Below are 22,240 nucleotides of genomic sequence, written 5' to 3' on the forward strand. Positions count from 1 at the left end.
ACCCCCACACGGGGGCGCCATGCATGCACCGGAGCGCACAACGACCGCCCCACTGCACAACCCGCGCCCCAAACCCCACCCGCCGCGCGCCTGCCGCCGGGGCACCACCCGTCCACCCCCGCACGGGGGCGCCATGCGTGCACCGGAGCGCACAACGACCGCCCCACTGCACAACCCGCGCCCCAAAACCCACCGTCGCGCGCCGGCCGCCCCGCTGCACGACCCGCGCCCCAAAACCCGAAGCCCGCCGCCCCACTGCACAACCCGCGCCCCAAACCCGAAGCCCGCCGCCCCACTGCATGACCCGCGCCCCAACCCCGCGGGGATGCCACGCAGCCGAGCGTCAGCCGTCGATCACCGCCACCAGCTCATCCAGGAACGCCGGGAAGTCGGTCCCCCGGCGCACGATGCGCTGCACGCTGTCGCGTTCGCTGAACACCTCGACGAACTGCTCGAACACGGTCTGGAAGGCTTCGCGGTCGGTCTCCGAGAACGCCACGAGCGCCACGACCTGCACCCGCCCCTCGCCCCACGCGATGGACGGGTCGGCGATGCCGATGGCGATGCGGGTCTGCGTCGCGGTCATCCCCATCGCGTGCGGCACCGCGAGCGCATCGGTGAACGCCGTGGACGAGATCGCTTCGCGCTCGACCGCCCGGGCGACGTAGTCGTCGTCGATGACGCCCTCGGCCACCAGCAGCCCACCGAGCCGACGGATGACGCCCGCCTCGCCGTCGGCGGCATCCAGGCCCCGGATGAAAGCGTCGGGCGAGAAGTACCGCTCGAGCTCCGCGCGCAGCCGCGCCAGACGCCGGGCCCGTCGCACCCGCGACGCCGCGGCCTGCACGCGTTCGACGTCGGCGTCGGTGAGGAACGGCTGGATCCGAACGAACCGGTCGCCGGGACGCGGCGGGTCGATCGTGGTCAGGACGAGGTCGGTGTCGATGGAATCCCACGTGGGGTCGATGCGGGTCTCGACCCCGACGACCTCGATCGCCTGCCCGAGCGAGCGGTCGACGCTCGAGCGCAGCAGCTCGTGCAGCTCGTAGTAGCCGGGGCACACGATCGTCGCGGTCAGCAGCTGATCGGAACGACGGCTGCGCTCGAGCCGCCCGCCGACGTGCATGGCGATGTACGCGATCTCGTCGTCGAGGATCGGGATGCCGAGAGCGTCCTGCAGCCCCTTGGCGATGTACACCGCCACCTCGAAGATCATCGGGTACGTCGACTTCAGGGAGCGGGTGAGCGGGTTGCGCGACCAGGCCTGCTCGCGCGAGCGGTGCAGCAGATTCTGCACGTGCAGGGCGAGCCGCAGCACGAAGTCGTCGTGCGCGATGTCGACGAGGAACTGGGATGCCGCGGCCTCGACGACGGCGCGCACGGCGTCCTCCACCGCAGGGTCGAGGCGCGCACGCACGTCGTCGGCGGCGGGCGCCCCGGGGGCGACGATGCGCGTGAGGACGAGGGTGGCGAGGTGGCGGAGGTCACCCGCGCCGAGCTGCACGCCGATGTGTTTGAGGGTGAGGCGGTCGAGCAGATCGGCGACGACATCCGCGGCATCCGAAGACTCCCCCGCCGCCGCGCCCAGGCCCCGGTCGCGCGTGACCCGGTCGGCGGCGATCGCGATGTGCATGACGACATCGCCGATCCCGATCTCGTTGACGAAGTATCCGAGGGCCCCCAGCTCCGCGACGAGTTCGGCCTTGAACGGCCCGAATGCCCGGGCGCCTACCGACCTCTCACCCAGCGTGCGTCTCAGGGCGTCGAGATCGAACATCCCGGCATCCATCTCGTCGTGCGCGAGCTTGGACAGCAGCCGGCGCTGGGCGACCTCGGTTCCGCGCAGACGGGCGGTGGATGCCGAGCGCTCCAGGGTGAGCTCGGTTCCGCCGAGGAGCCCCCGCACGCGCGCAAGGTCGGCCTCGAGGGTGGCGGCGCTGACGTGCAGCGAATCGGCGGTCTCGAAGACGTCGATGCCGTCCGCGGAATCGAGCAGCCGCCGCACGAGCGTGTGCAGGCGATCCCGCGGAGTGCCGCTGTCGGCCGGGGAGCCGGAGCGCAGCGCGACGGCCGCGTCCGAACCGGCGCGGTACCCGAGCGGACCGGACTCGATCGCCGCACCCCCGGGCACCCGGGCGTTCACCGCCGTGACGTACGAGCGCACGCTGCGAGGGGTCACACCCAGCGCATCCGCCAGGGACGCGGCCGTGGACCACTCCGCGTCCCGCAGCAGCAGGGCCAGCAGGCGGTCTTGGCGAGCTTTCGTCGTCACGATCCGTCCTCCGCGCCGCCCCCGGATGGCAACGCTCCCTCCATCCAACCACGCGGTGTCGCCCGCGGCGTCGGGGCCGCGGCATCCGCGTTCCGGGGGGTGGGAAACGAACCTGGTTGTCTGCTGTGAACGCGGTACCGAGAATCGAGTCAAAGGAGGCGGGTCGATGAAGATCCTCGTGGTGTGCGGCGCGGGTGCGTCGAGCACATTCGTCGCACAGCGTGTTCAACGCGCCGCCCACGATCGCGGCCTCCCCTACTCCGCTTCGGCGGGGACCGTGCGGTCGTACCCGATCGACCTGCTCGCGACCGACATCGTCCTCGTCGGCCCGCACCTCGGTCCCGAGTTGGAACGGATACAGCAGGATGCCGCGACACGGGGGGTGCGGGTCGCGCTGCTGCCCGAGGACGTCTTCACCGACCTGACCGGTACCCGCACGCTCGCTCTCGTGGAAGAGGCGATGGGCGCGCGGGAATCCGCGGACACCGTCTGACCCGCCGCCGGAAAGGAACACCCATGCCCCAGATCACCCGGACGGTCCGCATCGGCTCGTCGCACGGCCTGCACGCCCGCCCCGCGAAGCTCTTCGCCCAGGCGGCGAAGGAGTCCGGCATCCCGGTGACCCTCTCCAAAGACGCCGGAAGCCCGGTCAACGCCGCGAGCATCCTGGGCATCATCGCGTTGGGCCTGGAGCAGGGGGACTACGTCACGCTCACAGCCGACGGCGACACCGCCGAGGCGACGCTCGAGCGCCTCGCCGAGCTGCTGACCACCGACCACGACGCCGAATAAAGGAAGCACAGGAACATGACGGAACTCCGCGGAGTCGGAATCGGACTGGGAGTCGCCCAGGGACCCATCGCGCGCATGGCCGAGCCCCTGCCCGCCCCGAAGGACACCCCCAGCGAGCGATCGGTGGAGGACGAGACGGCGCGCGTGCGCGAAGCCGTCGCCGCCGTGGCACGCGAGCTCGAGGCGCGCGGCGCCCAGGCCGGTGGCGCAGCGCGCGAAGTCCTCGAAGCGCAGGCCATGATCGCCGAGGACCCGACCCTCGAAGCCGAGGTCGACGCGCGCCTCACCGCGGGCAAGACCGGCGAGTTCGCCGTCCACGACGCCTTCGCCTCCTTCCGCGAGCAGCTCATCGCCCTCGGCGGCTATCTCGGCGAGCGCGCAGCCGACCTCGATGACGTCGCTCAGCGCGTCATCGCCCGTCTTCGAGGCGTCGCCGCTCCCGGCGTGCCCGACCCGGGACACCCGTTCGTCCTGGTCGCGAAGGACCTCGCCCCCGCCGACACCGCCCTGCTCGACCTCGACAAGGTGCTCGCGCTCGTGACCACCGAGGGCGGACCCACCTCGCACACCGCGATCCTTGCGCGAGAGAAGTCCATCGTCGCCGTCGTCGGCGCCAGCGGCGCGAAGGATCTGGTCGACGGGCAGATGGTGATCGTGGATGCCGCCGCCGGCGTCGTCACGGTCGACCCGAGCGACGACGATCTGGCGCGCGCACAGAACCGCGCGGACGCGCGGGCGGCCGCCGCTTCGGCCCCCATCACCGACGGCGCCCTCGCCGACGGGACGAAGGTGCCGCTGCTGGCGAACCTCGGAAAGCCCGGCGGTGCCGCCGAGGCGGTCGAGCTCGGCGCCGAGGGCGTCGGACTCTTCCGCACCGAGTTCCTGTTCCTGAGCTCCAGCTCCGCGCCCACGGTCGAGGAGCAGCGCGCCGCATACGTGGAATTGCTGAGCGCCTTCCCCGGCAAGAAGGTCGTCGTGCGCGTGCTCGACGCCGGTGCCGACAAGCCCCTCCCCTTCCTCAACGACGCGCACGAGGAGAACCCCGCTCTGGGCCTGCGGGGTCTGCGGGCGCTCCGCGCGAGCGAGGACATCCTGCGCGAGCAGTTGACGGCCCTGGCGGAGGCGGATGCCGAGACCCGCAAGAGCGCGGCGGGCCCCGCCGACCTGTGGGTCATGGCGCCCATGGTGTCCACCGTCGAGGAGACCCGCTACTTCACGGCCCTGGCCAAGGACTACGGTCTGAAGACCACGGGCGTGATGGTGGAGGTGCCGTCTTCCGCGCTCCTGGCCGACCGGATCCTGCAGATCGCCGACTTCGCCTCGATCGGGACGAACGACCTGACGCAGTACACCCTGGCCGCCGACCGGCTGCTCGGTTCGGTCGCGTCCTTCCAGGACCCCTGGCATCCGGCCGTCCTCCGCCTGATCCGTGAGGTCGGGGCCGCCGGTCGCGCGAACGGCAAGCCCGTCGGTATCTGCGGCGAGGCCGCAGCCGACCCGCTGCTGGCGGTCGTGCTCGTCGGACTCGGCGCCACCACGCTGTCGATGGCCCCCACCGCCCTCGCCGACGTGCGCGCCACACTGCTCACCCACACTCTCGACGATGCCCGCCGCATCGCCGAGGCCGCTCTGGCCGCCGATGACGCGGCCTCCGCACGGGAGGCCGCCCAGGCCGCCTCCGGATCCACCGCGGCCTGAGCCGCGCCCCCACCCGCGACCCCGGTCGCACACCCACAACAAGGAGACACAGCAATGACGACGGCGTCGACAGCCAAGAAGCCGGGAGGAGCACGGGTCGCAGTCCAGCGATTCGGCACGTTCCTCTCCGGCATGATCATGCCCAACATCGCGGCGTTCATCGCGTGGGGCTTCATCACCATGCTCTTCATCCCCGCCGGGTTCTTCGGCGCGGACAGCCCCTTCGGCTGGCACTGGGCCCCCGTGGCCGAGATCATCGGCGGCGGCGGTGACGCCGCTCAGATCGGCTGGCCGGGCGCCATGACGGCCCTCACGGAGGGTGCCGACGGCACCTACCAGGGATACGTCGGTCTCGTGAGCGTCATGATCACCTACCTCCTGCCCCTCCTCATCGCGAACACCGGCGGCCGCATGGTCTACGGCGCGCGCGGTGGAGTGGTCGCCACGATCGCCGTCATGGGCGTCATCGTCGGCACGAACATCCCCATGTTCCTCGGCGCCATGATCATGGGCCCGCTGGCTGCCTGGATCACGAAGCAGATGGACCGCATCTGGGACGGCAAGATCCGCCCCGGCTTCGAGATGCTGGTGAACAACTTCTCCGCCGGCATCCTCGGCATGGTCCTCGCGATCGTCGGGTTCTTCGCCTTCGGCCCCGTGTTCCTCGGTATCAGCGCGTTCCTCGGCGGCATCGTCGGCTGGCTCGTTCAGTTCAACCTGCTGCCGCTGCTGTCGATCATCGTCGAGCCCGCGAAGGTGCTGTTCCTCAACAACGCCATCAACCACGGTGTCTTCACCCCGCTCGGTGTCGAGCAGGCCGCGGAGACGGGCAAGTCGATCCTGTTCCTCATCGAGGCCAACCCCGGACCGGGCCTGGGCCTGCTCCTGGCCTTCACCTTCTTCGGTGTCGGTGCGGCCAAGGCTTCGGCGCCGGGCGCGATCATCATCCAGTTCTTCGGTGGCATCCACGAGATCTACTTCCCGTACGCGCTCGCCAAGCCGATGACGATCCTCGCGCTCATCGCCGGTGGCGCCGCGGGCGTGACGACGAACATGATCTTCGGCGGCGGCCTGGTGTTCCCGGCTGCTCCCGGCAGCATCATCGCCGTGACCGCCGCCGCGATCGGCGCGGGCCCGGCCAACCTCCTGGTCGTCTACCTCTCGGTCATCGTGGCCGCCGCGGTCACCTTCCTGGTGGCGGGCGTCATCCTGCGCGCCTCGCGCAAGCGTGACCTGGCGGCCGAGGGCGGCGACGACGCGTTCGCCGCGGCGATCGACCAGACCGAGGCGAACAAGGGCAAGGAGTCCTCGACGCTGGGAGCCCTGCGCAACCGTTCCTCGAGCGATGTCACCGCCTCCGCCGACCGCGACGTCGAAGGCGCCCTCGGGGGCATCGGCGGTGCCGTGGCCACCAAGCAGCTGAACACGATCGTGTTCGCCTGCGACGCGGGCATGGGCTCGTCGGCGATGGGCGCCAGCGTCCTGCGCAACAAGATCAAGAAGGCCGGCATCGACGGGGTCACGGTCACCAACCAGGCGATCGCGAACCTCGACGGCACCGCCGACCTGGTCATCACGCAGAACCAGCTCACGGACCGCGCTAAGGCGCAGAACCCCGACGCCATCCACGTGTCGGTGGACAACTTCATGAACTCGCCGAAGTACGACGAGGTCGTGGAGATGGTCCGCGCCCAGCACGAAGCGAAGTAATTCCCTACCACGGAGGGGCCGGAGCTTTCGTTCCGGCCCCTCCGCCTTCCCGTCCGGCTCGCTTCCTGCGAGGCTGGACGGCACGACGAGAAAGGCGAGATCCATGGCGAACGACGTCCTGCGTATCGAATCCGTCCGCATCCACCCCGGCAGCGCCACCCGCGAGGAGGCGATGAAGGAGGCCGCCGACCTGCTCGAAGCCTCCGGCTCCGTCACCGGTGAGTACTTCAGCGCCATGCAGCAGCGCGAGGAGACGGTGTCCACCTACATGGGCAACGAGCTCGCCATCCCGCACGGCACCAACGAGACCAAGCAGGCGATCCTGACCTCCGGGCTCTCGGTCGTCCGCTACGACGGGGGCGTCGACTGGGGCGGGGAGCCCGTGACCTTCGTCATCGGCATCGCAGGCAAGGGCGATGAGCACCTCGAGATCCTGTCCCAGATCGCGATCCTCTTCTCCGAGGAGGACGACGTCGCGCGTCTGAAGGCCGCCTCCTCCCCCGAGGAGCTGTTCGAGGCCCTCGCGGGTTCCGTCAACGCATGAAGGCCGTCCACTTCGGAGCCGGCAACATCGGTCGGGGCTTCGTCGGTCTGCTGCTGCACGAGGGCGGCTACGACCTCGTCTTCTCCGACGTCTCCGCTCCGCTGGTCGCCGCGATCAACGCGGCATCCGAGTACACCGTCCACGAGGTCGGCGAAGGCGGCACCGACAAGACGGTGACCGGTTTCCGCGCGATCGACAGTTCGACGGATGCCGAGGCGCTGGTCGACGAGATCGCCACGGCGAATGTGGTCACGACCGCCGTGGGCCCCACGATCCTGAAGTTCGTCGCACCGCACATCGTCGCCGGTCTCGCCCTGCGCGACCCCTCGCTCCCGCCGCTGCACATCATGGCGTGCGAGAACGCGATCGGCGCGACCGACCAGCTGCGCGAGCACGTGGTCGAGCTCGCGGGCGAGTCCTGGGACGCGCTGGCGTCGCGCGCGGTGTTCGCCAACACCGCGGTCGACCGCATCGTCCCCGCCCAGGCGCAGGGCGGTGTCGACGTCACCGTCGAGCCGTTCTACGAGTGGGCCATCGAGCGCGGTCCCTTCGGCGACAACCCGCCGCACATCCCCGGCGCCCACTTCGTCGACGACCTGACGCCGTACATCGAGCGGAAGCTCTTCACCGTCAACACCGGTCACGCGGCCACCGCCTATTTCGGCGCCCGCGCCGGGGTCGAGCGCATCTCCGACGCCCTGTCCGATGCTGACATCGCCGCACAGGTGGAGGCTGCGCTGGAGGAGACCAGCGCACTGCTCGTGCAGAAGCACGAGCTCGACGCCGAAGTGCAGGGGCAGTATCGCGAGACGATCCTGCGCCGCTTCCGCAACCCCGCACTCCCCGACACCGTGTGGCGCGTCGGACGTCAGCCGCTGCGCAAGCTCTCACGTCACGAGCGCTTCGTCGGACCCGCCGCCGAGGCGATCGAGCGGGGGCTGCCCGTGGACGCGCTCGTCGCGGCGATGGCCGCGGCCCTGGAGTTCCAGGATGCCGAGGACGCCCAGGCCGTGGAGCTGGAGCGCCTCCTCGGCGAGCTCGACGCCGACACCTTCACGGCGGAGGTCACCGGCCTCGAGCCGGAGCACCCGCTGTTCCCGCGGATCGTCGAGATCGTGGCCGCGCGACAGGCGGCACTGCGCTCGTGAGCTGACCGACACCCCCGCGCCGTCCGCCGGCGGGGCGCCCCGTGCGCTCCGCCGGCGTTGTCGTGTCCTGCGGTGTCGGCGCCCCGCGGCGCGGCGCGGTGCCGTCCCGCGCTCCGGAGAGTACTGCCGTTTGCGGCCGGTGGGCCTGCCAGGCGTGCGGATCCGACGCCATCACTCCGGAGCGCGGCACAGACCTGCGCGGGTGCCCACCATTCCTCCACAGCCGTCGACCATCCACAGCTTCGCCTAACGGGCCGTCGTGGGGGGCGGAACGTCCCAAGCTGGGTCGGTGCACGGCCGCCCCCTCCCGACCGATTTCTCCCGATCACTGTCGACGAGCGCGCTCAGAGAGTCCGGGCTGACCAAACGCGACATCACCGCCGCCGTCGCGCGGGGCGATCTCCTTCGTCTGCGGCTGGGACGATACGCCCCGCGGCATACCCCCGAAGTCATGATCGACGCGGCTCGATGGGGCGGCCGCCTCGACTGCGTCTCGTTGCTGTCGCATCTGGGGGTCTTCGTTCACACCCGGGCGGGCACGCACATCCAGATCGATCCCCACGCGACCCGCCTACCGCCGCATCCGGTGTCGGTTCGCTGCCACTGGCGCCCGACGGCAGCACCCGCGGAGTCGCTCGTGGTCGAGATCACAGAGGCGCTCGCACAGGCCGTCATCTGTCAACCGGCACGACACGCCATCGCGACGCTCGACAGCGCGTGGCACATCGGACTCGTCGACGAGCGCGCTATCGGCGACGTCTTCCGGCGGCTCCCGCCCCGGTTCCAGGTGCTTCGCGGGCTGCTGGATCGGCGCAGCGAGGCGGGGGTCGAGACCCTTGTGCGGCTGATCCTGCGCACGCTGGGTCACCGCCCGGAGCTGCAGGTGGTCATCGACGGCGTCGGTCGTGTCGACCTCGTCGTCGACGGGTGGCTCATCGTCGAGTGCGACAGCCGCCAGTTCCATTCCGGTTGGGAGGCTCAGATGCGGGACCGACGTCGCGATGCCGCCGCTCTCGCGCGGGGGTATGTCACCGTCCGCCTGCTCGCCACGGACGTGCTCTCCCGACCCGACGCCGTACGCGCGCAGCTCGAGGAGATTCTCGGTCACGGACGAGCCGTGCCGCACTCCGGAGAAACTCGCGCCTTCCGGGCGAGCAGCGCACGGCGCAGCAGGTTTATGCGGCCATAATCCGGAGCGCGGCACGCCACCGGCACCCGACCCGCACCCCACCCGCAGCCGTCCCGCACACCACCGGCACCCCACCCGCACCCGGCCCGCACCCGGCCCGCACCCGACCGGCGCGGCTCCACCGGTCCGAGATCAGAAGACAGCGTCGCGCGCTCCCGGGACGCCACGTCGCCGCCTCTGCGTCGACGTGTGCCGCGCTCCGGAGAAACCCAGCCCCGCGACCCGGTTGGCCGCACGCGAGACCGGGTCGGGCGAGTGCGCTCCGGAGAGCGGGCCCCCGGGCCGCCGCGACGCCGCTCAGCGCGCGAAGCCCTCGGCGATGATCTCGATGAGCTCCTCACGCTCCTCGACCGGCAGGAACGCCCCCGCGGCGGCGTTGAGCTGGAACGCCTCGAAGTCGTCGAGGTCGTAGTCGAACGCCTGCGCCAGCAGCCCCAGCTCGCGCGTCAGAGTCGTGCGGCTCATCAGACGGTTGTCGACGTTCACCGTGACCGAGAACCCGAGCTGGTAGAGCAGGTCGAACGGGTGGGCGTCCATCGTGTCGCCCCACGCCGTGACCGCGCCGCTCTGCAGGTTCGACGTCGGCGACAGCTCCAGCGTGATCTCGCGGTCGCGGACCCATCGCGCCATGTCACCGAAGGTGACCAGCACCTCCTCGCCCTCACGCGAGACGACGTCGAGGTCGTTGGCGATCCGCACACCGTGCCCGAGGCGCACCGCCCGACCGTCGATCAGCGCGGAGCGGATGGATGCCAGCCCCGCCCCTTCGCCGGCGTGCACGGTCGTGGGGAAGAACCGCTCGGCGAGGTAGTCGAACGCCGCGCGGTGGTTCGCCGCCGGGAAACCGTCCTCGGGACCGGCGAGGTCGAAGCCGACCACCCCGCGCCCGCGCCACGCCACCGCGAGCTCGGCGATCTCGCGGGAGCGGGACCCCTGCCGCATCGCCGTGAGCAGCTGCCCGACGCGGATGTCCTTGCCGCGCGCGTCCGCGGCATCCTCGCCTTCCTCGATGCCCTCCTGCACGGCATCCACGACATCATCGAGACTCAGGCCGCGCGTGAGGTGCTGCTCTGGCGCCCACCGCACTTCGCCGTAGACGACGCCGTCGTCCGCGAGGTCTTCGACGAACTCCTTCGCCGCCCGCACGAGGCCCTCGCGGGTCTGCAGCACGCCGACGGTGAGCGAGAACTTCTCGAGGTAGTCCTCGAGCGAACCCGACTCGACGTGGTCCGAGAACCAGTCCTCGAGGCCCGCGGCGTCATCCGCGGGAAGGTCGAGGTCGAGGTCGTCGGCGAGTTCGAGCACGGTCTGCGCGCGCATGCCCCCATCGAGGTGGTCGTGCAGCGACACCTTCGGCAGGTTCTTGAGCTTCTTGCCCTGGATGCGGACGTCGTCGGTGGCCATGCTGCTCCTCGGGTCGGATGCCATCACGCGGTGATGCGCTCGCGCACGAGCGGGGTGCGCACGGGAGCGACATCGCCGATCTCCCACGCGCCCTCGACCGCTTCGAGGGCGCGCGCGAAACGCGTCTCATCATCGGCCGAGAGGGTGAACAGCGGCTGACCGGCGGCGACGGATTCGCCCACCGTGACGTGCAGGTCGATGCCCGCGGCGTGCACGACGGCGTCCTCGGCGCGCGCGCGGCCGGCACCCAAGCGCCACGCCCCGATGCCGAACGGCAGGGCTTCGACCCGCGTGACGACGCCCGCGCGGTCGGACACGACGGTGTGCGTTTCGCGCGGCGTGGGGAGCGCGGCATCCGGATCGCCGTCCTGCGCGCGGATCATGCGCTTCCACACGTCCATCGCACGGCCGTCGGCCAGGGCCGCCTCGACATCGGCATCGGGCTGTCCGGCGAGCGTCAGCATCTCGCGGGCGAGCGCGACGGTGAGCTCGACGACGTCGGCGGGCCCCCCGCCGGCGAGCACCTCGACCGACTCGCGCACCTCGTTGGCGTTGCCGATCGCGCGACCCAGCGGGGTGTTCATGTCGGTGAGCAAGGCCGTGGTGTTCACGCCCGAGTCGGTGCCGAGCGCGACCATCGTCTCGGCGAGCTCGCGTGCCCGGTCGATGTCCTGCATGAACGCGCCCGAGCCGAACTTCACGTCGAGGACGAGCGAGTCGGTGCCCTCGGCGATCTTCTTCGACATGATGCTCGAGGCGATCAACGGGATGGCCTCGACGGTGCCGGTGACATCGCGCAGCGCATAGAGCTTCTTGTCGGCGGGGGCCAGCCCGGTACCCGCCGCGCAGATCACCGCACCCACGTCGGCGAGCTGCGCGAGGATCTCGTCGTTGGACAGGGCAGCGCGCCAGCCCGGAATGGACTCGAGCTTGTCGAGTGTCCCTCCGGTGTGCCCGAGCCCGCGTCCTGACAGCTGTGGAACGGCGACGCCGAATGCGGCGACGAGCGGCGCGAGCGGCAGCGTGATCTTGTCGCCCACGCCGCCGGTCGAGTGCTTGTCGACGGTGGGCTTGCCCAGCGACGAGAAGTCCATGCGCTCGCCCGAGGCGATCATGGCATCCGTCAGCACGCGGATCTGGTCGCGGCCGAGGCCGTTCAGCAGCACCGCCATCGTGAACGCCGACATCTGCGCGTCCATGACGTAGCCGCGCGTGTAGGCGTCGACCAGCCACCGGATCTCGCCCTCGGAGATGGCGCGCCCGTCGCGCTGCGCCCGGATGATGTCGACGGCGTCGTACTGTTCGCCGCTCACCGGGCCGCCTCCTCGAGGTCGCGCGGACCGAAAGCGTCGGGCAGGACCTCGTCGATCGTCCGGATGCCGCTGACCGTCTCGAGCAGCATGCCCGGGATGGCGTGCTCGAACAGCAGCTGCCGGCACCGCCCGCAGGGCATGAGCGTGCGCCCCTCCCCGTCGACGCAGACGAACGCCACGAGCTGTCCGCCGCCGCTCATGTGCAGCTCGGACACGAGTCCGCACTCGGCGCAGAGGGTCACGCCGTACGACGCGTTCTCGACGTTGCACCCCGAGACGATGCGCCCGTCGGCGACGAGGGCCGCGGCGCCCACCTTAAAGCGGGAGTAGGGGGCGTAGGCGCGGTGCATCGCCTCGGTGGCGGCGGAACGGAGTTCGTCCCAGTCGATGTCGGTCATCGTGGAGCGGTGGATCCTCTCGTGAAGGGAAGGCGGGCCGGATCAGCCCTTGACGTACGGTTTGCCGGCGGCCGCGGGGCCGCGGACCTTCCCGACCAGACCCGCGACGGCGAAGATCGTCACGACGTACGGCAGCATGAGCATGAACTCGCTCGGCACGGGCGAGCCGATGACGCCGAGGGTGTTCTGCAGGTTGGAGGCGAAGCCGAACAGCAGCGCCGCGAGCGTCGCCCGGATCGGGTCCCACTGACCGAAGATGACCGCGGCGAGGGCGATGTAACCGGCACCTGCCGTCATCTCCTTGTTGAAGGCACCGACGGATCCGAGGGTGAAGAAGGCACCGCCGAGGCCGGCGATGGCACCGCCCAGCGAGACGTTCCAGAAGCGGGTCCGGGCGATGTTGATGCCCACCGTGTCGGCCGCCTGGGGGTGCTCGCCCACGGCCCGCAGGCGCAGACCCCAACGCGTGTGGAACAGACCGACGTAGACGGCCACGACCGTGACGTACATCAGGTACACGATGATCGTCTGGTTGAACAGCATGGGCCCGATGATCGGGATATCGGCCAGCACGGGGATCGGCAGCCTCGCGAATCGCGGCGGCGAGTTCAACGCCGCCGCGTTCGGGGACAGCAGCTGCGAGAACAGGAAGCTCGTCAGGCCGACCACCAGCACGTTCAGCACGACGCCGACGATCACCTGGTCGACGAAGTACTTGATCGCGAAGGCGGCCAGCACGAACGACACGAGGACGCCCGCGACGGCGGCGGCGATGAGGCCGATATAGGGGTTCCCGGTCATCGTCGCGACGACCGCCGACGTGAAGGCGCCGGCCAGCAGCTGCCCCTCGATCGCGATGTTGACCACTCCGACGCGCTCGCTGAGCACACCGCACATGGCACCGAAGATCAGGGGCACGGACAGGCTGAGGCCTCCCGCGAGAAGACCCGTGAGCGGGATGACCGCGGTCGTCGCACCGGCGGCGGCCCACGTCAGGAAGCCCACCATGAACACCAGCGCGAAGATGACGGCCAACCAGATCGGGGGACGACGGTGCGCCCGGACCATCAGCACGCTCGCGAGCGTCACCAGTGCCAGCAGCACGGTGCAGACCGCTCCGGTGACGACGCCGCCGAGGACGACCTCGGGCAGCTGGATGAACTCACCGGGGCTGGAGATGCGGAAGACGGCGTCGCCGTCCTGCCGCGCGATGACGAAGAGCACGGCGGCGAGGACCGTGATGACGCCGTAGACGATCGGCGCCTTCCAGCTGACGACGACGGCGGTGTCGAGCGCGTCAGCCGCGGGTGCGGCCTCGGGGCGTGCGGCGGTGGTGCTCATCGGGCCGCCTCCTTCTTCTTGGCGGCGCGAGCCTTCGGCTGGCGCGCTCCGGGAGCCGGCAGGCGGAAGATCGCGCGCACCAGCGGCGGGGCCGCGATGAAGAGCACGATGAGCGACTGGACGACCAGGACGATGTCGATCGGGACGCCGTTGGCGGCCTGCATGGCGAAGCCGCCCGCCTTGAACGCGCCGAACAGGATGCCGGCCACGAGGACGCCGACCGGAGTGGAACGGCCCAGCAGCGCCACCGTGATGGCGTCGAACCCAATGCCCGCGTCGATGCCACTGGAAAAGCCCGTGGTCACGGTGCCCAGCACCTGGTCGACGCCGGCGAGACCGATGAGGCCGCCGGAGATCAGCATCGCGTACACGTACATCGACTTCACGTTGATGCCGGCAACGCGCGCGGCGTGGGGGTTCAGCCCCACCGCGCGGAAGCGGAAACCGAGCGAGGAGCGCTCGAGGATCCACCACACCAGGATCACGGCCGCGATCGACAGCACGAAACCGAAGTGGAGGTTGTACCCGGAGCCGAGCAGGTCGGGGAAGACCGCGGTCTCTTTCATCGCCGGCGTCGTGGGGTTGCTGGAGCCCGGGGCCTGCAGCAGCCCGGGGGTGCGCAGCATGTAGTACACGAGATAGAACGCGACGTAGTTGAGCATGATCGTGACGATCACCTCGTGCGCACCGGTGCGGGCCTTGAGCACCCCCGCGATACCGGCCCAGATCGCGCCGGCGGCGACGCCGGCGACGAGGGCGACCAACGCGTGCAGCCCCCACGGCAGATCGAAGGCGAAGGCGACGTATCCGCCGGCGGCGGCGGCGACCAGCATCTGGCCGCGACCGCCGATGTTGAACATCCCGACGCGGAAGGCCAGGGCGACGCCGAGGCCGGCCGCGATCAGCGGCGTCGCGAACGTGAGCGTCTCGGTCAGGGGCCGGATGCCGGTGGCGAACTCGGGCCTGCGGAAGTTGTACACCGCGCCCTGGAAGAACGACGCGTACGCGCCGGACACCGACTGCCAGATCGCCGTCAGGGTGTCGCCAGGACGGGCGAAGAAGTATCCGGCCGCTGCCTGCACGTTCTCGTCGGTCGCGGCGATCATGATCGCGCCGACCAGCAGAGCCAGCACGACGGCGAGGACGGAGATGATCGCGTTCCCGGTGGCGATCTCGCGCAGGGCACGGCGCCACCGGTTCTCGTCCGATGCGGGCGGCGGTGACGTGACACGTGCGCCGGCGGCGGTGTCGACGACGGCGCCGCCCTCGAGCGCGACGTCTGCTTCGGTGGCGGCGGCCACTTCGGCGGCTCGGTCGGAGCGCGACGCCGTGGGATCGTGCGGGCTGTGCGGATCGCTCACGCGGCGACTCCTTCGTTCTGAGGCGCTTCGCCGGCCATCATGAGGCCGAGGACGTCGCGCGAGGTGTCGCCCGGGACGATCCCGACGACGCGCCCGCGATACATGACCATGATGCGGTCGGCCAGAGCGGTGACCTCGTCGAGCTCGGTGGAGACGACGATCACGGGAACACCGGCGTCACGGGTCTCGATGACGCGCTTGTGGATGAATTCGATCGAGCCGACGTCGACGCCGCGTGTCGGCTGCGCGGCGACGAACAGCCGTAGATCGCGGCTGAGCTCGCGGGCGAGCACGACCTTCTGCTGGTTGCCGCCGGAGAGGCGACCCACCGGCGTCTCGATCGAGGGGGTGCGAACGTCGAACTCGCTCACCTTGTCGCGGGCGAAGTCGGCGAGCGTGGACAGCTGAAGCGACCCGCCCTTCACGAACGGGGCGCCGTCGGACCGGTCGAGCATGAGGTTCTCTGCGATGGAGAACTCCCCCACCAGGCCGTCTTCCTTGCGGTCCTCGGGCACGAACCCGACGCCGGCGTCGAGCACGGCGCGGACGCTGCGGCCGTTCAGCTCGCTGCCGTCGAGGACGATGGATCCTTCGACGCGATCCTGCAGGCCGAGGAGCGCCTCGGTGAGCTCGGTCTGGCCGTTGCCCTGCACGCCCGCGATGGCGAGGACCTCGCCGCGACGGACCTCGAAGCTGACGTCGTTGACCACGAGCTGGCCGATCGGGTCGACGACGGTGAGGTGCGAGACGGACAGGCCCACCTCGCCGAGCGAGGGGGCTTGCTTCTGCACCGTGAGCTCCACGGCGCGACCGACCATCAAGGACGCGAGCTCGGCGTTCGACGCGCGGGGGTCGGCCTCGCCGACGACCTTGCCGAGACGGATCACGGTGATGCGATCGGCGACTTCGCGCACCTCTCGCAGCTTGTGCGTGATGAAGACGATCGAGGTTCCGGAGGCCTTCAGCTGCCGCATGATCGCCATCAGCTCGTCGGTCTCCTGCGGCGTCAGCACGGCGGTCGGCTCGTCGAACACGAGGACCTTGGCATCACGGGAGAGGGCCTTGATGATCTCGACGCGCTGCTGCACGCCGACGGGCAGATCGTCCACGAGGGCGTCGGGGTCGACGTCGAATCCGAAGCGGTCGGAGATCTCCGTGACCTTTGCGCGCGCGGCGGCCAGGTCGAGCCGACCGCCGAACTTCGTCGGCTCGTGGCCGAGCATGACGTTCTCGGCGACGGTGAAGACCGGGATGAGCATGAAGTGCTGGTGCACCATGCCGATACCGGCGCGCATCGCATCGCCGGGGCCGGCGAAGTGCTGGACGGCGTCGTCCAGCAGGATCTCTCCCCCATCGGCCTGGTAGAGGCCGTAGAGGACGTTCATCAGGGTGGACTTGCCGGCACCGTTCTCGCCGAGCAGGCAGTGGATCTCGCCGGCCTCGACGGTGAGGTCGATGTGATCGTTCGCCACCAGGGATCCGAAGGTCTTCGTGATCCCGCGGAGTTCGAGCTTCATGTTCCCGATCCTAGGTTCTGTGGCACCGCACGCGGGGGTGCGGTGGGACGGACGCCCCTCGTGAGGGTGTCTCATCCGACGCCGCGATCAGCGTCGCGCCCCATAAGGGAGGGGAGGCCGGCATGGAGCCGGCCTCCCCCAGGAGAGTGGTGCTCTCAGCCGGCGAGGTAGGACTCGACGGTGATCGCGCCGCTGATGATGTCGGCCTTGAGGGCGTCGATCTCGGTGGTCAGCTCGGCGGGGACGCGGTCCGACCAGTCGTGGTACGGGGCCAGGCCCACACCCTCGTTCTCGAGGGTGCCGACGAACGGCGCGGCGTCGAACTCGCCGTTGCCGGCGGCGACGATGGCGTCCTTCGTACCCACGTCGATGCCCTTCAGGATCGAGGTCAGCAGCAGGTCGCCGACCGAGGGGTCGGTCTCGTAGACGTCGGCGTCGACACCGACGAGGGCGATCTCGCGGCCCGCGTCCTGGATGGCGACAGCGGCCGACTGGTAGATCGGGCCACCGACGGGAAGGAGCACGTCGACGTTCTGGTCGATGATCGCCTGAGCGGTCTGGCGCGCGGTGTCGTTCGCCTCGAAGCCACCGGTGAAGGAGCCGTCCTGAGCGGCGCGGTCCCAACCGACGACGCGAACGGACGTACCGTTGTCGGCGTTGTACTTCTCGACGCCCTGCGCGAAGCCGTCCATGAAGATGGTGACGGTCGGGATGTTCATGCCACCGAAGGTGCCGACGACGCCGGTCTCGGAGACACCCGCGGCGAGGTAGCCGGCGAGGTAGGCCGCCTGGGCGGTGTCAAAGATGATCGGCTTGATGTTGGGGGCGTCGGTCTCGCCGTCGAAGTCGCTGTCGACGGTGTCGTCGATCGAGACGTACTGCAGGTCGGGGTTCGCCGTGGCCGACTCCAGCGCCGCGGGGGCCAGGAGGAAGCCGACCGTCACGATCGTGTTGCAGCCCTGGTCGACCAGGCTCTGCAGGTTGGAGGCGTAGTCGGTCTCGGACTGCGACTCGACCTCGATGGGGGTCTGCGAGCCGAGCTCTGCGGCCGCCTCGTCGACGCCCTCCTTGCCGAGCTGGTTGAACGACTTGTCGTCGAATCCACCGGCATCCGACACCATGCAGGGCAGGTAGTCGCTGGCGCCGGCACCGGCAGACGCGCCGCCGTCGCTCTCGGGCGCGGCACCGCAGCCGGCGAGCAGCACGGCCGTGCCGATCATCGCGAGGCCGCTGACGACGGCCTTCTTCGTGGTCTTCACGAATGGTCCTCCAAGAAGGGGCCCCCAACGGGTTCGGGGGACGATGGAGTCACGTTACCCACTGTGACGAATCGCTTGCGTGTCGAGACCGGCCGCGCGAGCCAATGGTTACAAAGACGCAATCTCACGTGACGCGCGCGCCACACAACACCGCGAGGACGGGACCGGATGCCGCCGTCAACGGCATCCGGTGTCAGAGCACGTCGCCGCGTCCGGTGAGCTTGAGGGCGTCCACGACGCCCTTGACGCGCTGCGCGTTCTCGCTCGTGGTGACCAGGAGCGCGTCCGGGGTGTCGACCACGACGATGTCGCGGACGCCGATGAGGCTGATGACGCGCTTGGTCTGCGAGACGACGATGCCGCTCGACGCGTCGGAGAGCACCCGCGCGTCCTCTCCGAGGATCGCCAGCTCGTTGCGTCCGCCCGAGGAGTTGAGCTTGGAGAGGCTGGCGAAGTCGCCCACGTCGTCCCAGTCGAAGTGCCCCGGGATGACCGCGAGGCGGCCCTTCTCTGCGGCCGGCTCGGCGACGGAGTAGTCGATGGCGATCTTCTTCAGCTCCGGCCAGATGCGGTCGACCGCGGGACCGCGGCGGTCGCGGTCGTCCCACGCCTCGGCGAGTTCGATCAGACCCGCGTGCAACTCCGGCTCGTTGACGGCGAGCTCGGCCAGCAGCACATCGGCGCGCGTGATGAACATGCCGGCGTTCCACAGGTACGAGCGGTCGGCGAAGTACCCCTTGGCCGTCTCCAGGTCGGGCTTCTCGACGAAGCGCTCGACCATGTAGGCCTCGGGTGCGCCGTCGACGATGAGTTCGTCGGACTGCTTGATGTACCCGAAGCCGACGGAAGGCTCGCTGGGTTGGATGCCGATGGTGCAGATGTAGCCCGCTCGCGCGACGGCGACGGCCTGGCGCACGGCGAAGTCGAACTGGCGCGTCTGGCGGATGACATGATCGGCGGCGAAGGAGCCGATGATCACGTCGGGCTCGCGGCGGACGAGGATCGCGGCGGCCAGACCGATCGCGGCGCTGGAATCGCGCGGCTCGGACTCGAGGAAGACGTTGTGATCGGGCACACCCGGCAGCTCGCGTTCCACGGCGGCGCGGTGCGCGCGGCCGGTGACCACGGCAATGCGATCGGCGCCCGACAGCGGGGCGAGACGGTCCCACGTGTCGCGCAGGAGCGTCTGACCGGACCCGGTGAGGTCGTGGAGGAACTTGGGGGCGTCCGCGCGCGAAAGCGGCCACAGGCGGCTGCCGATCCCCCCGGCGGGGATCACGGCATAGAAGTCGTCGATAGCAGGTTCGGCCATGGGACCGACACTACTGGGCGCGCCCCCGCCGATCCGCGCACCGCCGTGGCCGAGCGGCACATGGAAACCGACGCGAAACTATCTCGACATCGAGAGAGTGTTAGGCGACCCTCATCCCTCGAATTCATAGCCCGGACGTAGTATTCGATGGCGCCCGTGTGACGCTCGGGGCCTGTGCAGGCCCCCACACCGTGTTCGATCAGGGAGGACGACCGTGTCAGCACCAGCACGTGTCACGCCGTCGGTGAAAGAGACCACCTCGAAGAGGCCGCGCGGCACTCTCTACCGCGGCCGCGAGGGTATGTGGTCCTGGGTCCTGCACCGCATCACGGGCGTGGCGATCTTCTTCTTCCTCCTCGTGCACATCCTCGACACCGCCCTGATCCGCGTGTCGCCCGAGGCGTACGACGCCGTCATCGGCACGTACAAGAACCCGATCATGGGTCTCGGCGAAGTCGCCCTCGTCGGCGCCATCGCTTACCACGCGTTCAACGGGCTGCGCATCATCCTCGTCGACTTCTGGCCGTGGGCCACGCGTCACCAGCGTCAACTGTGGTGGGGCGTCCTCGGACTCTGGGTCGTCACGATGCTCGGGTTCACCCCGCGCCACCTCATCAACGTCTTCAGCGCCGTCACGGGGAGCCACTGATGTCCGTCGCCCAGGAAGCCAGCACGATTCCCGCGCCCCGTACGCCCGCCGTACGCAAGAAGGGCTCCAATCTCGAGAAGTGGGGCTGGGTCTACATGCGCGCCTCCGGTGTGCTGCTGATCGTCCTCATCTTCGGTCACCTCTTCGTCAACCTGATGACCGGCGACGGCATCCACCAGATCGACTTCGCGTTCGTCGCGGGCAAGCTCGCCTCGCCGTTCTGGCAGTGGTGGGACGTTCTGATGCTGTGGCTCGCCCTCATCCATGGCGCCAACGGCATGCGCACGATCGTCAACGACTACGTCACCCACGCGCAGGTGCGCCGCATCCTCATCGGTGCGCTCTGGGTGTCGGCCGCGTTCCTCATCCTGCTCGGCACGCTCGTCGTCTTTACCTTCGACCCCTGCCTCGGCGTCACCGAGAGCAGCTCCCTCTGGGAGATCTGCCAGGCGTGAGCCGTGGCATCCTCCTTCCCGACTGAGACAGCAGAGGCATTGCACACGTGAGCACTCAGAACAGCGCGGACACGATCGTCAAGGACGGCGTGCACTACCACCAGTTCGACATCGTGATCGTCGGCGCCGGCGGTGCCGGCATGCGCGCGGCGATCGAGGCCGGCCCGGGCGCGAAGACCGCCGTGATCTCCAAGCTCTACCCCACCCGCTCGCACACGGGTGCGGCGCAGGGCGGCATGGCTGCGGCCCTGGCCAATGTCGAAGAGGACTCGTGGGAGTGGCACACCTTCGACACGATCAAGGGCGGCGACTACCTCGTCGACCAGGATGCCGCTGAGATCCTGGCGAAGGAGGCGATCGACGCCGTCATCGACCTCGAGAACATGGGCCTGCCCTTCAACCGCACGCCCGAGGGCAAGATCGATCAGCGCCGTTTCGGCGGCCACACCGCCGACCACGGCAAGACCCCCGTCCGCCGCGCCTGCTACGCCGCGGACCGCACCGGCCACATGATCCTGCAGACGCTGTTCCAGAACTGCGTCAAGCTCGGTATCAACTTCTTCAACGAGTTCTACGTCCTCGACCTCATCACGGTGAAGGACGACGCAGGGCGCACCCAGGTCGCCGGCGTCGTGGCGTACGAACTGTCCACCGGCGACCTCCACGTCTTCCAGTCGAAGGCGGTCGTGTTCGCCACGGGCGGTTTCGGCAAGATCTTCAAGACCACCTCGAACGCCCACACCCTCACCGGTGACGGCGTCGGCATCGTCTGGCGCAAGGGTCTGCCGCTGGAGGACATGGAGTTCTTCCAGTTCCACCCGACCGGCCTCGCCGGCCTCGGCATCCTGCTCACCGAGGGCGCGCGCGGTGAGGGCGCGATCCTGCGCAACGCCAGCGGTGAACGTTTCATGGAGCGCTACGCCCCGACGATCAAAGACCTGGCTCCCCGCGACATCGTGGCTCGCTGCATGGTCCAGGAGGTCGCGGAGGGTCGCGGCGCCGGTCCTCACCGCGACTACGTGCTGCTGGACTGCACGCACCTGGGCGCCGAGGTCCTCGAGACCAAGCTCCCCGACATCACCGAGTTCGCCCGCACGTACCTGGGCGTGGACCCCGTCGTGGAGCCGGTCCCGGTCATGCCGACCGCGCACTACGCGATGGGGGGCATCCCCACGAACATCAAGGCCGAAGTGCTCGCCGACAACGAGACGGTGGTGCCCGGTCTCTACGCCGCCGGTGAATGCGCCTGCGTCTCCGTCCACGGCTCCAACCGCCTCGGCACCAACTCGCTCCTGGACATCAACGTCTTCGGCAAGCGCGCCGGCCGGAACGCCGTCGAGTACGTCCGGACGGCCGACTTCGTCCCCCTCCCCGAGGATCCCGCGAAGGAGGTCCGCGAGATGATCGAGGGCCTTCGCGCCAACTCCGGCACCGAGCGCATCGCGGTTCTGCGCAAGACGCTCCAGGACGAGATGGACAAGGGCGCCCAGGTGTTCCGCACCCACGACTCCCTCGCCGAAGTCCTCGACATCATCGCCGACCTGCGCGAGCGGTACAAGAACGTCCACGTCGACGACAAGGGCAAGCGGTACAACACCGATCTGCTCGAGGCCGTCGAGCTGGGCTTCCTCCTCGACCTCGCCGAGGTCGTGGTGTACTCCGCGCAGAACCGCGAGGAGAGCCGGGGCGGTCACATGCGCGACGATTTCCCGACGCGCGACGACGAGAACTACATGCAGCACACCATGGCGTACCTGACGGGCGACCCGCACTCGTCGCACCCCGCCGACCACATCGAGCTCGGGTGGAAGCCCGTGGTCTTCACGAAGAACGACGCCGGCGAGTTGCGCTACCCGCCCCTGGAGAGGAAGTACTGAG

19 protein-coding genes are annotated in these 22,240 nt (G+C 69.7%); 10 read left to right on the forward strand and 9 right to left on the reverse strand.

Annotated elements, in window-relative coordinates:
- Positions 1 to 343 precede the first annotated feature (343 nt).
- Positions 344 to 2,272: a BglG family transcription antiterminator gene (locus LL239_RS04970; RefSeq protein ID WP_228162353.1), complete on the reverse strand. Its 1,929-nt coding sequence runs from the start codon at positions 2,270 to 2,272 to the stop codon at positions 344 to 346.
- A 166-nt stretch (positions 2,273 to 2,438) separates the two neighbouring features.
- On the opposite strand from LL239_RS04970, the gene LL239_RS04975 reads away from it, so the two are divergent.
- The 7 genes from LL239_RS04975 to LL239_RS05005 all read left to right on the forward strand — a co-directional run bounded on the left by LL239_RS04975 (position 2,439) and on the right by LL239_RS05005 (position 9,353).
- The gene (locus LL239_RS04975; RefSeq protein WP_228162354.1) at positions 2,439 to 2,765 is read left to right on the forward strand and encodes a PTS sugar transporter subunit IIB; all 327 of its coding nucleotides are present in this window, start codon (positions 2,439 to 2,441) and stop codon (positions 2,763 to 2,765) included.
- A 23-nt stretch (positions 2,766 to 2,788) separates the two neighbouring features.
- A complete protein-coding gene (locus LL239_RS04980) occupies positions 2,789 to 3,064 on the forward strand; it encodes an HPr family phosphocarrier protein (RefSeq protein WP_228162355.1) in 276 nt (91 codons plus the stop codon).
- Between the two features lie 15 nt (positions 3,065 to 3,079).
- Positions 3,080 to 4,762: a phosphoenolpyruvate--protein phosphotransferase gene (gene ptsP / locus LL239_RS04985; protein ID WP_228162356.1), complete on the forward strand. Its 1,683-nt coding sequence runs from the start codon at positions 3,080 to 3,082 to the stop codon at positions 4,760 to 4,762.
- 54 nt (positions 4,763 to 4,816) lie between these two features.
- Positions 4,817 to 6,472, forward strand: a complete 1,656-nt coding sequence (locus tag LL239_RS04990; RefSeq protein ID WP_228162357.1) for a PTS mannitol transporter subunit IICB — start codon at positions 4,817 to 4,819, stop codon at positions 6,470 to 6,472.
- 103 nt (positions 6,473 to 6,575) lie between these two features.
- A complete protein-coding gene (locus tag LL239_RS04995) occupies positions 6,576 to 7,016 on the forward strand; it encodes a PTS sugar transporter subunit IIA (protein ID WP_228162358.1) in 441 nt (146 codons plus the stop codon).
- Positions 7,013 to 8,164 carry a mannitol-1-phosphate 5-dehydrogenase gene (locus LL239_RS05000; RefSeq protein ID WP_228162359.1) on the forward strand — a complete coding sequence of 384 codons (1,152 nt, stop codon included), beginning with the start codon at positions 7,013 to 7,015 and terminating at the stop codon, positions 8,162 to 8,164. The genes LL239_RS04995 and LL239_RS05000 overlap by 4 nt, the downstream gene beginning before the upstream one ends.
- Positions 8,165 to 8,453: 289 nt before the next feature.
- Complete coding sequence (locus LL239_RS05005) at positions 8,454 to 9,353, forward strand: hypothetical protein (RefSeq protein ID WP_228162360.1); 900 nt, start codon at positions 8,454 to 8,456, stop codon at positions 9,351 to 9,353.
- Between the two features lie 297 nt (positions 9,354 to 9,650).
- On the opposite strand, the gene LL239_RS05010 is transcribed toward LL239_RS05005, so the two are convergent.
- From LL239_RS05010 to LL239_RS05045, 8 genes are all read right to left on the reverse strand, one after another.
- The gene (locus LL239_RS05010; RefSeq protein WP_228162361.1) at positions 9,651 to 10,757 is read right to left on the reverse strand and encodes an adenosine deaminase; all 1,107 of its coding nucleotides are present in this window, start codon (positions 10,755 to 10,757) and stop codon (positions 9,651 to 9,653) included.
- A gap of 23 nt (positions 10,758 to 10,780) precedes the next feature.
- The gene (locus LL239_RS05015; RefSeq protein WP_228162362.1) at positions 10,781 to 12,070 is read right to left on the reverse strand and encodes a thymidine phosphorylase; all 1,290 of its coding nucleotides are present in this window, start codon (positions 12,068 to 12,070) and stop codon (positions 10,781 to 10,783) included.
- Entirely contained in the window at positions 12,067 to 12,468 is a 402-nt protein-coding gene (locus LL239_RS05020) for a cytidine deaminase (protein WP_058595516.1), read from the reverse strand. The genes LL239_RS05015 and LL239_RS05020 overlap by 4 nt, the downstream gene beginning before the upstream one ends.
- Positions 12,469 to 12,510: 42 nt before the next feature.
- Positions 12,511 to 13,809: an ABC transporter permease gene (locus tag LL239_RS05025; protein ID WP_228162363.1), complete on the reverse strand. Its 1,299-nt coding sequence runs from the start codon at positions 13,807 to 13,809 to the stop codon at positions 12,511 to 12,513.
- Entirely contained in the window at positions 13,806 to 15,170 is a 1,365-nt protein-coding gene (locus tag LL239_RS05030; protein ID WP_228162364.1) for an ABC transporter permease, read from the reverse strand. Before LL239_RS05030 ends, LL239_RS05025 begins: the two co-directional genes overlap by 4 nt.
- Entirely contained in the window at positions 15,167 to 16,687 is a 1,521-nt protein-coding gene (locus LL239_RS05035) for an ABC transporter ATP-binding protein (protein ID WP_228162365.1), read from the reverse strand. Before LL239_RS05035 ends, LL239_RS05030 begins: the two co-directional genes overlap by 4 nt.
- Positions 16,688 to 16,842: 155 nt before the next feature.
- A complete protein-coding gene (locus LL239_RS05040; RefSeq protein ID WP_228162366.1) occupies positions 16,843 to 17,946 on the reverse strand; it encodes a BMP family lipoprotein in 1,104 nt (367 codons plus the stop codon).
- 193 nt (positions 17,947 to 18,139) lie between these two features.
- A complete protein-coding gene (locus LL239_RS05045; RefSeq protein ID WP_228162367.1) occupies positions 18,140 to 19,258 on the reverse strand; it encodes a mannose-1-phosphate guanylyltransferase in 1,119 nt (372 codons plus the stop codon).
- Positions 19,259 to 19,472: 214 nt separating this feature from the next.
- On the opposite strand from LL239_RS05045, the gene sdhC reads away from it, so the two are divergent.
- From sdhC to sdhA, 3 genes are read left to right on the forward strand one after another with little or no spacing between them, the layout of a single operon-like run.
- Positions 19,473 to 19,907, forward strand: a complete 435-nt coding sequence (gene sdhC, locus LL239_RS05050; RefSeq protein ID WP_228162368.1) for a succinate dehydrogenase, cytochrome b556 subunit — start codon at positions 19,473 to 19,475, stop codon at positions 19,905 to 19,907.
- On the forward strand, positions 19,907 to 20,362 hold the full coding sequence (locus LL239_RS05055) for a succinate dehydrogenase hydrophobic membrane anchor subunit (protein WP_228162369.1): 456 nt from the start codon (positions 19,907 to 19,909) through the stop codon (positions 20,360 to 20,362). Before sdhC ends, LL239_RS05055 begins: the two co-directional genes overlap by 1 nt.
- A 47-nt stretch (positions 20,363 to 20,409) precedes the next feature.
- The gene (gene sdhA / locus LL239_RS05060) at positions 20,410 to 22,239 is read left to right on the forward strand and encodes a succinate dehydrogenase flavoprotein subunit (RefSeq protein ID WP_228162370.1); all 1,830 of its coding nucleotides are present in this window, start codon (positions 20,410 to 20,412) and stop codon (positions 22,237 to 22,239) included.
- The last annotated feature ends 1 nt before the right edge of the window (position 22,240 follow it).

Origin of the sequence: Microbacterium testaceum, from assembly GCF_020781835.1 — a bacterium.
In the GTDB taxonomy this organism is placed as follows: Bacteria; Actinomycetota; Actinomycetes; order Actinomycetales; family Microbacteriaceae; genus Microbacterium; species Microbacterium testaceum_H.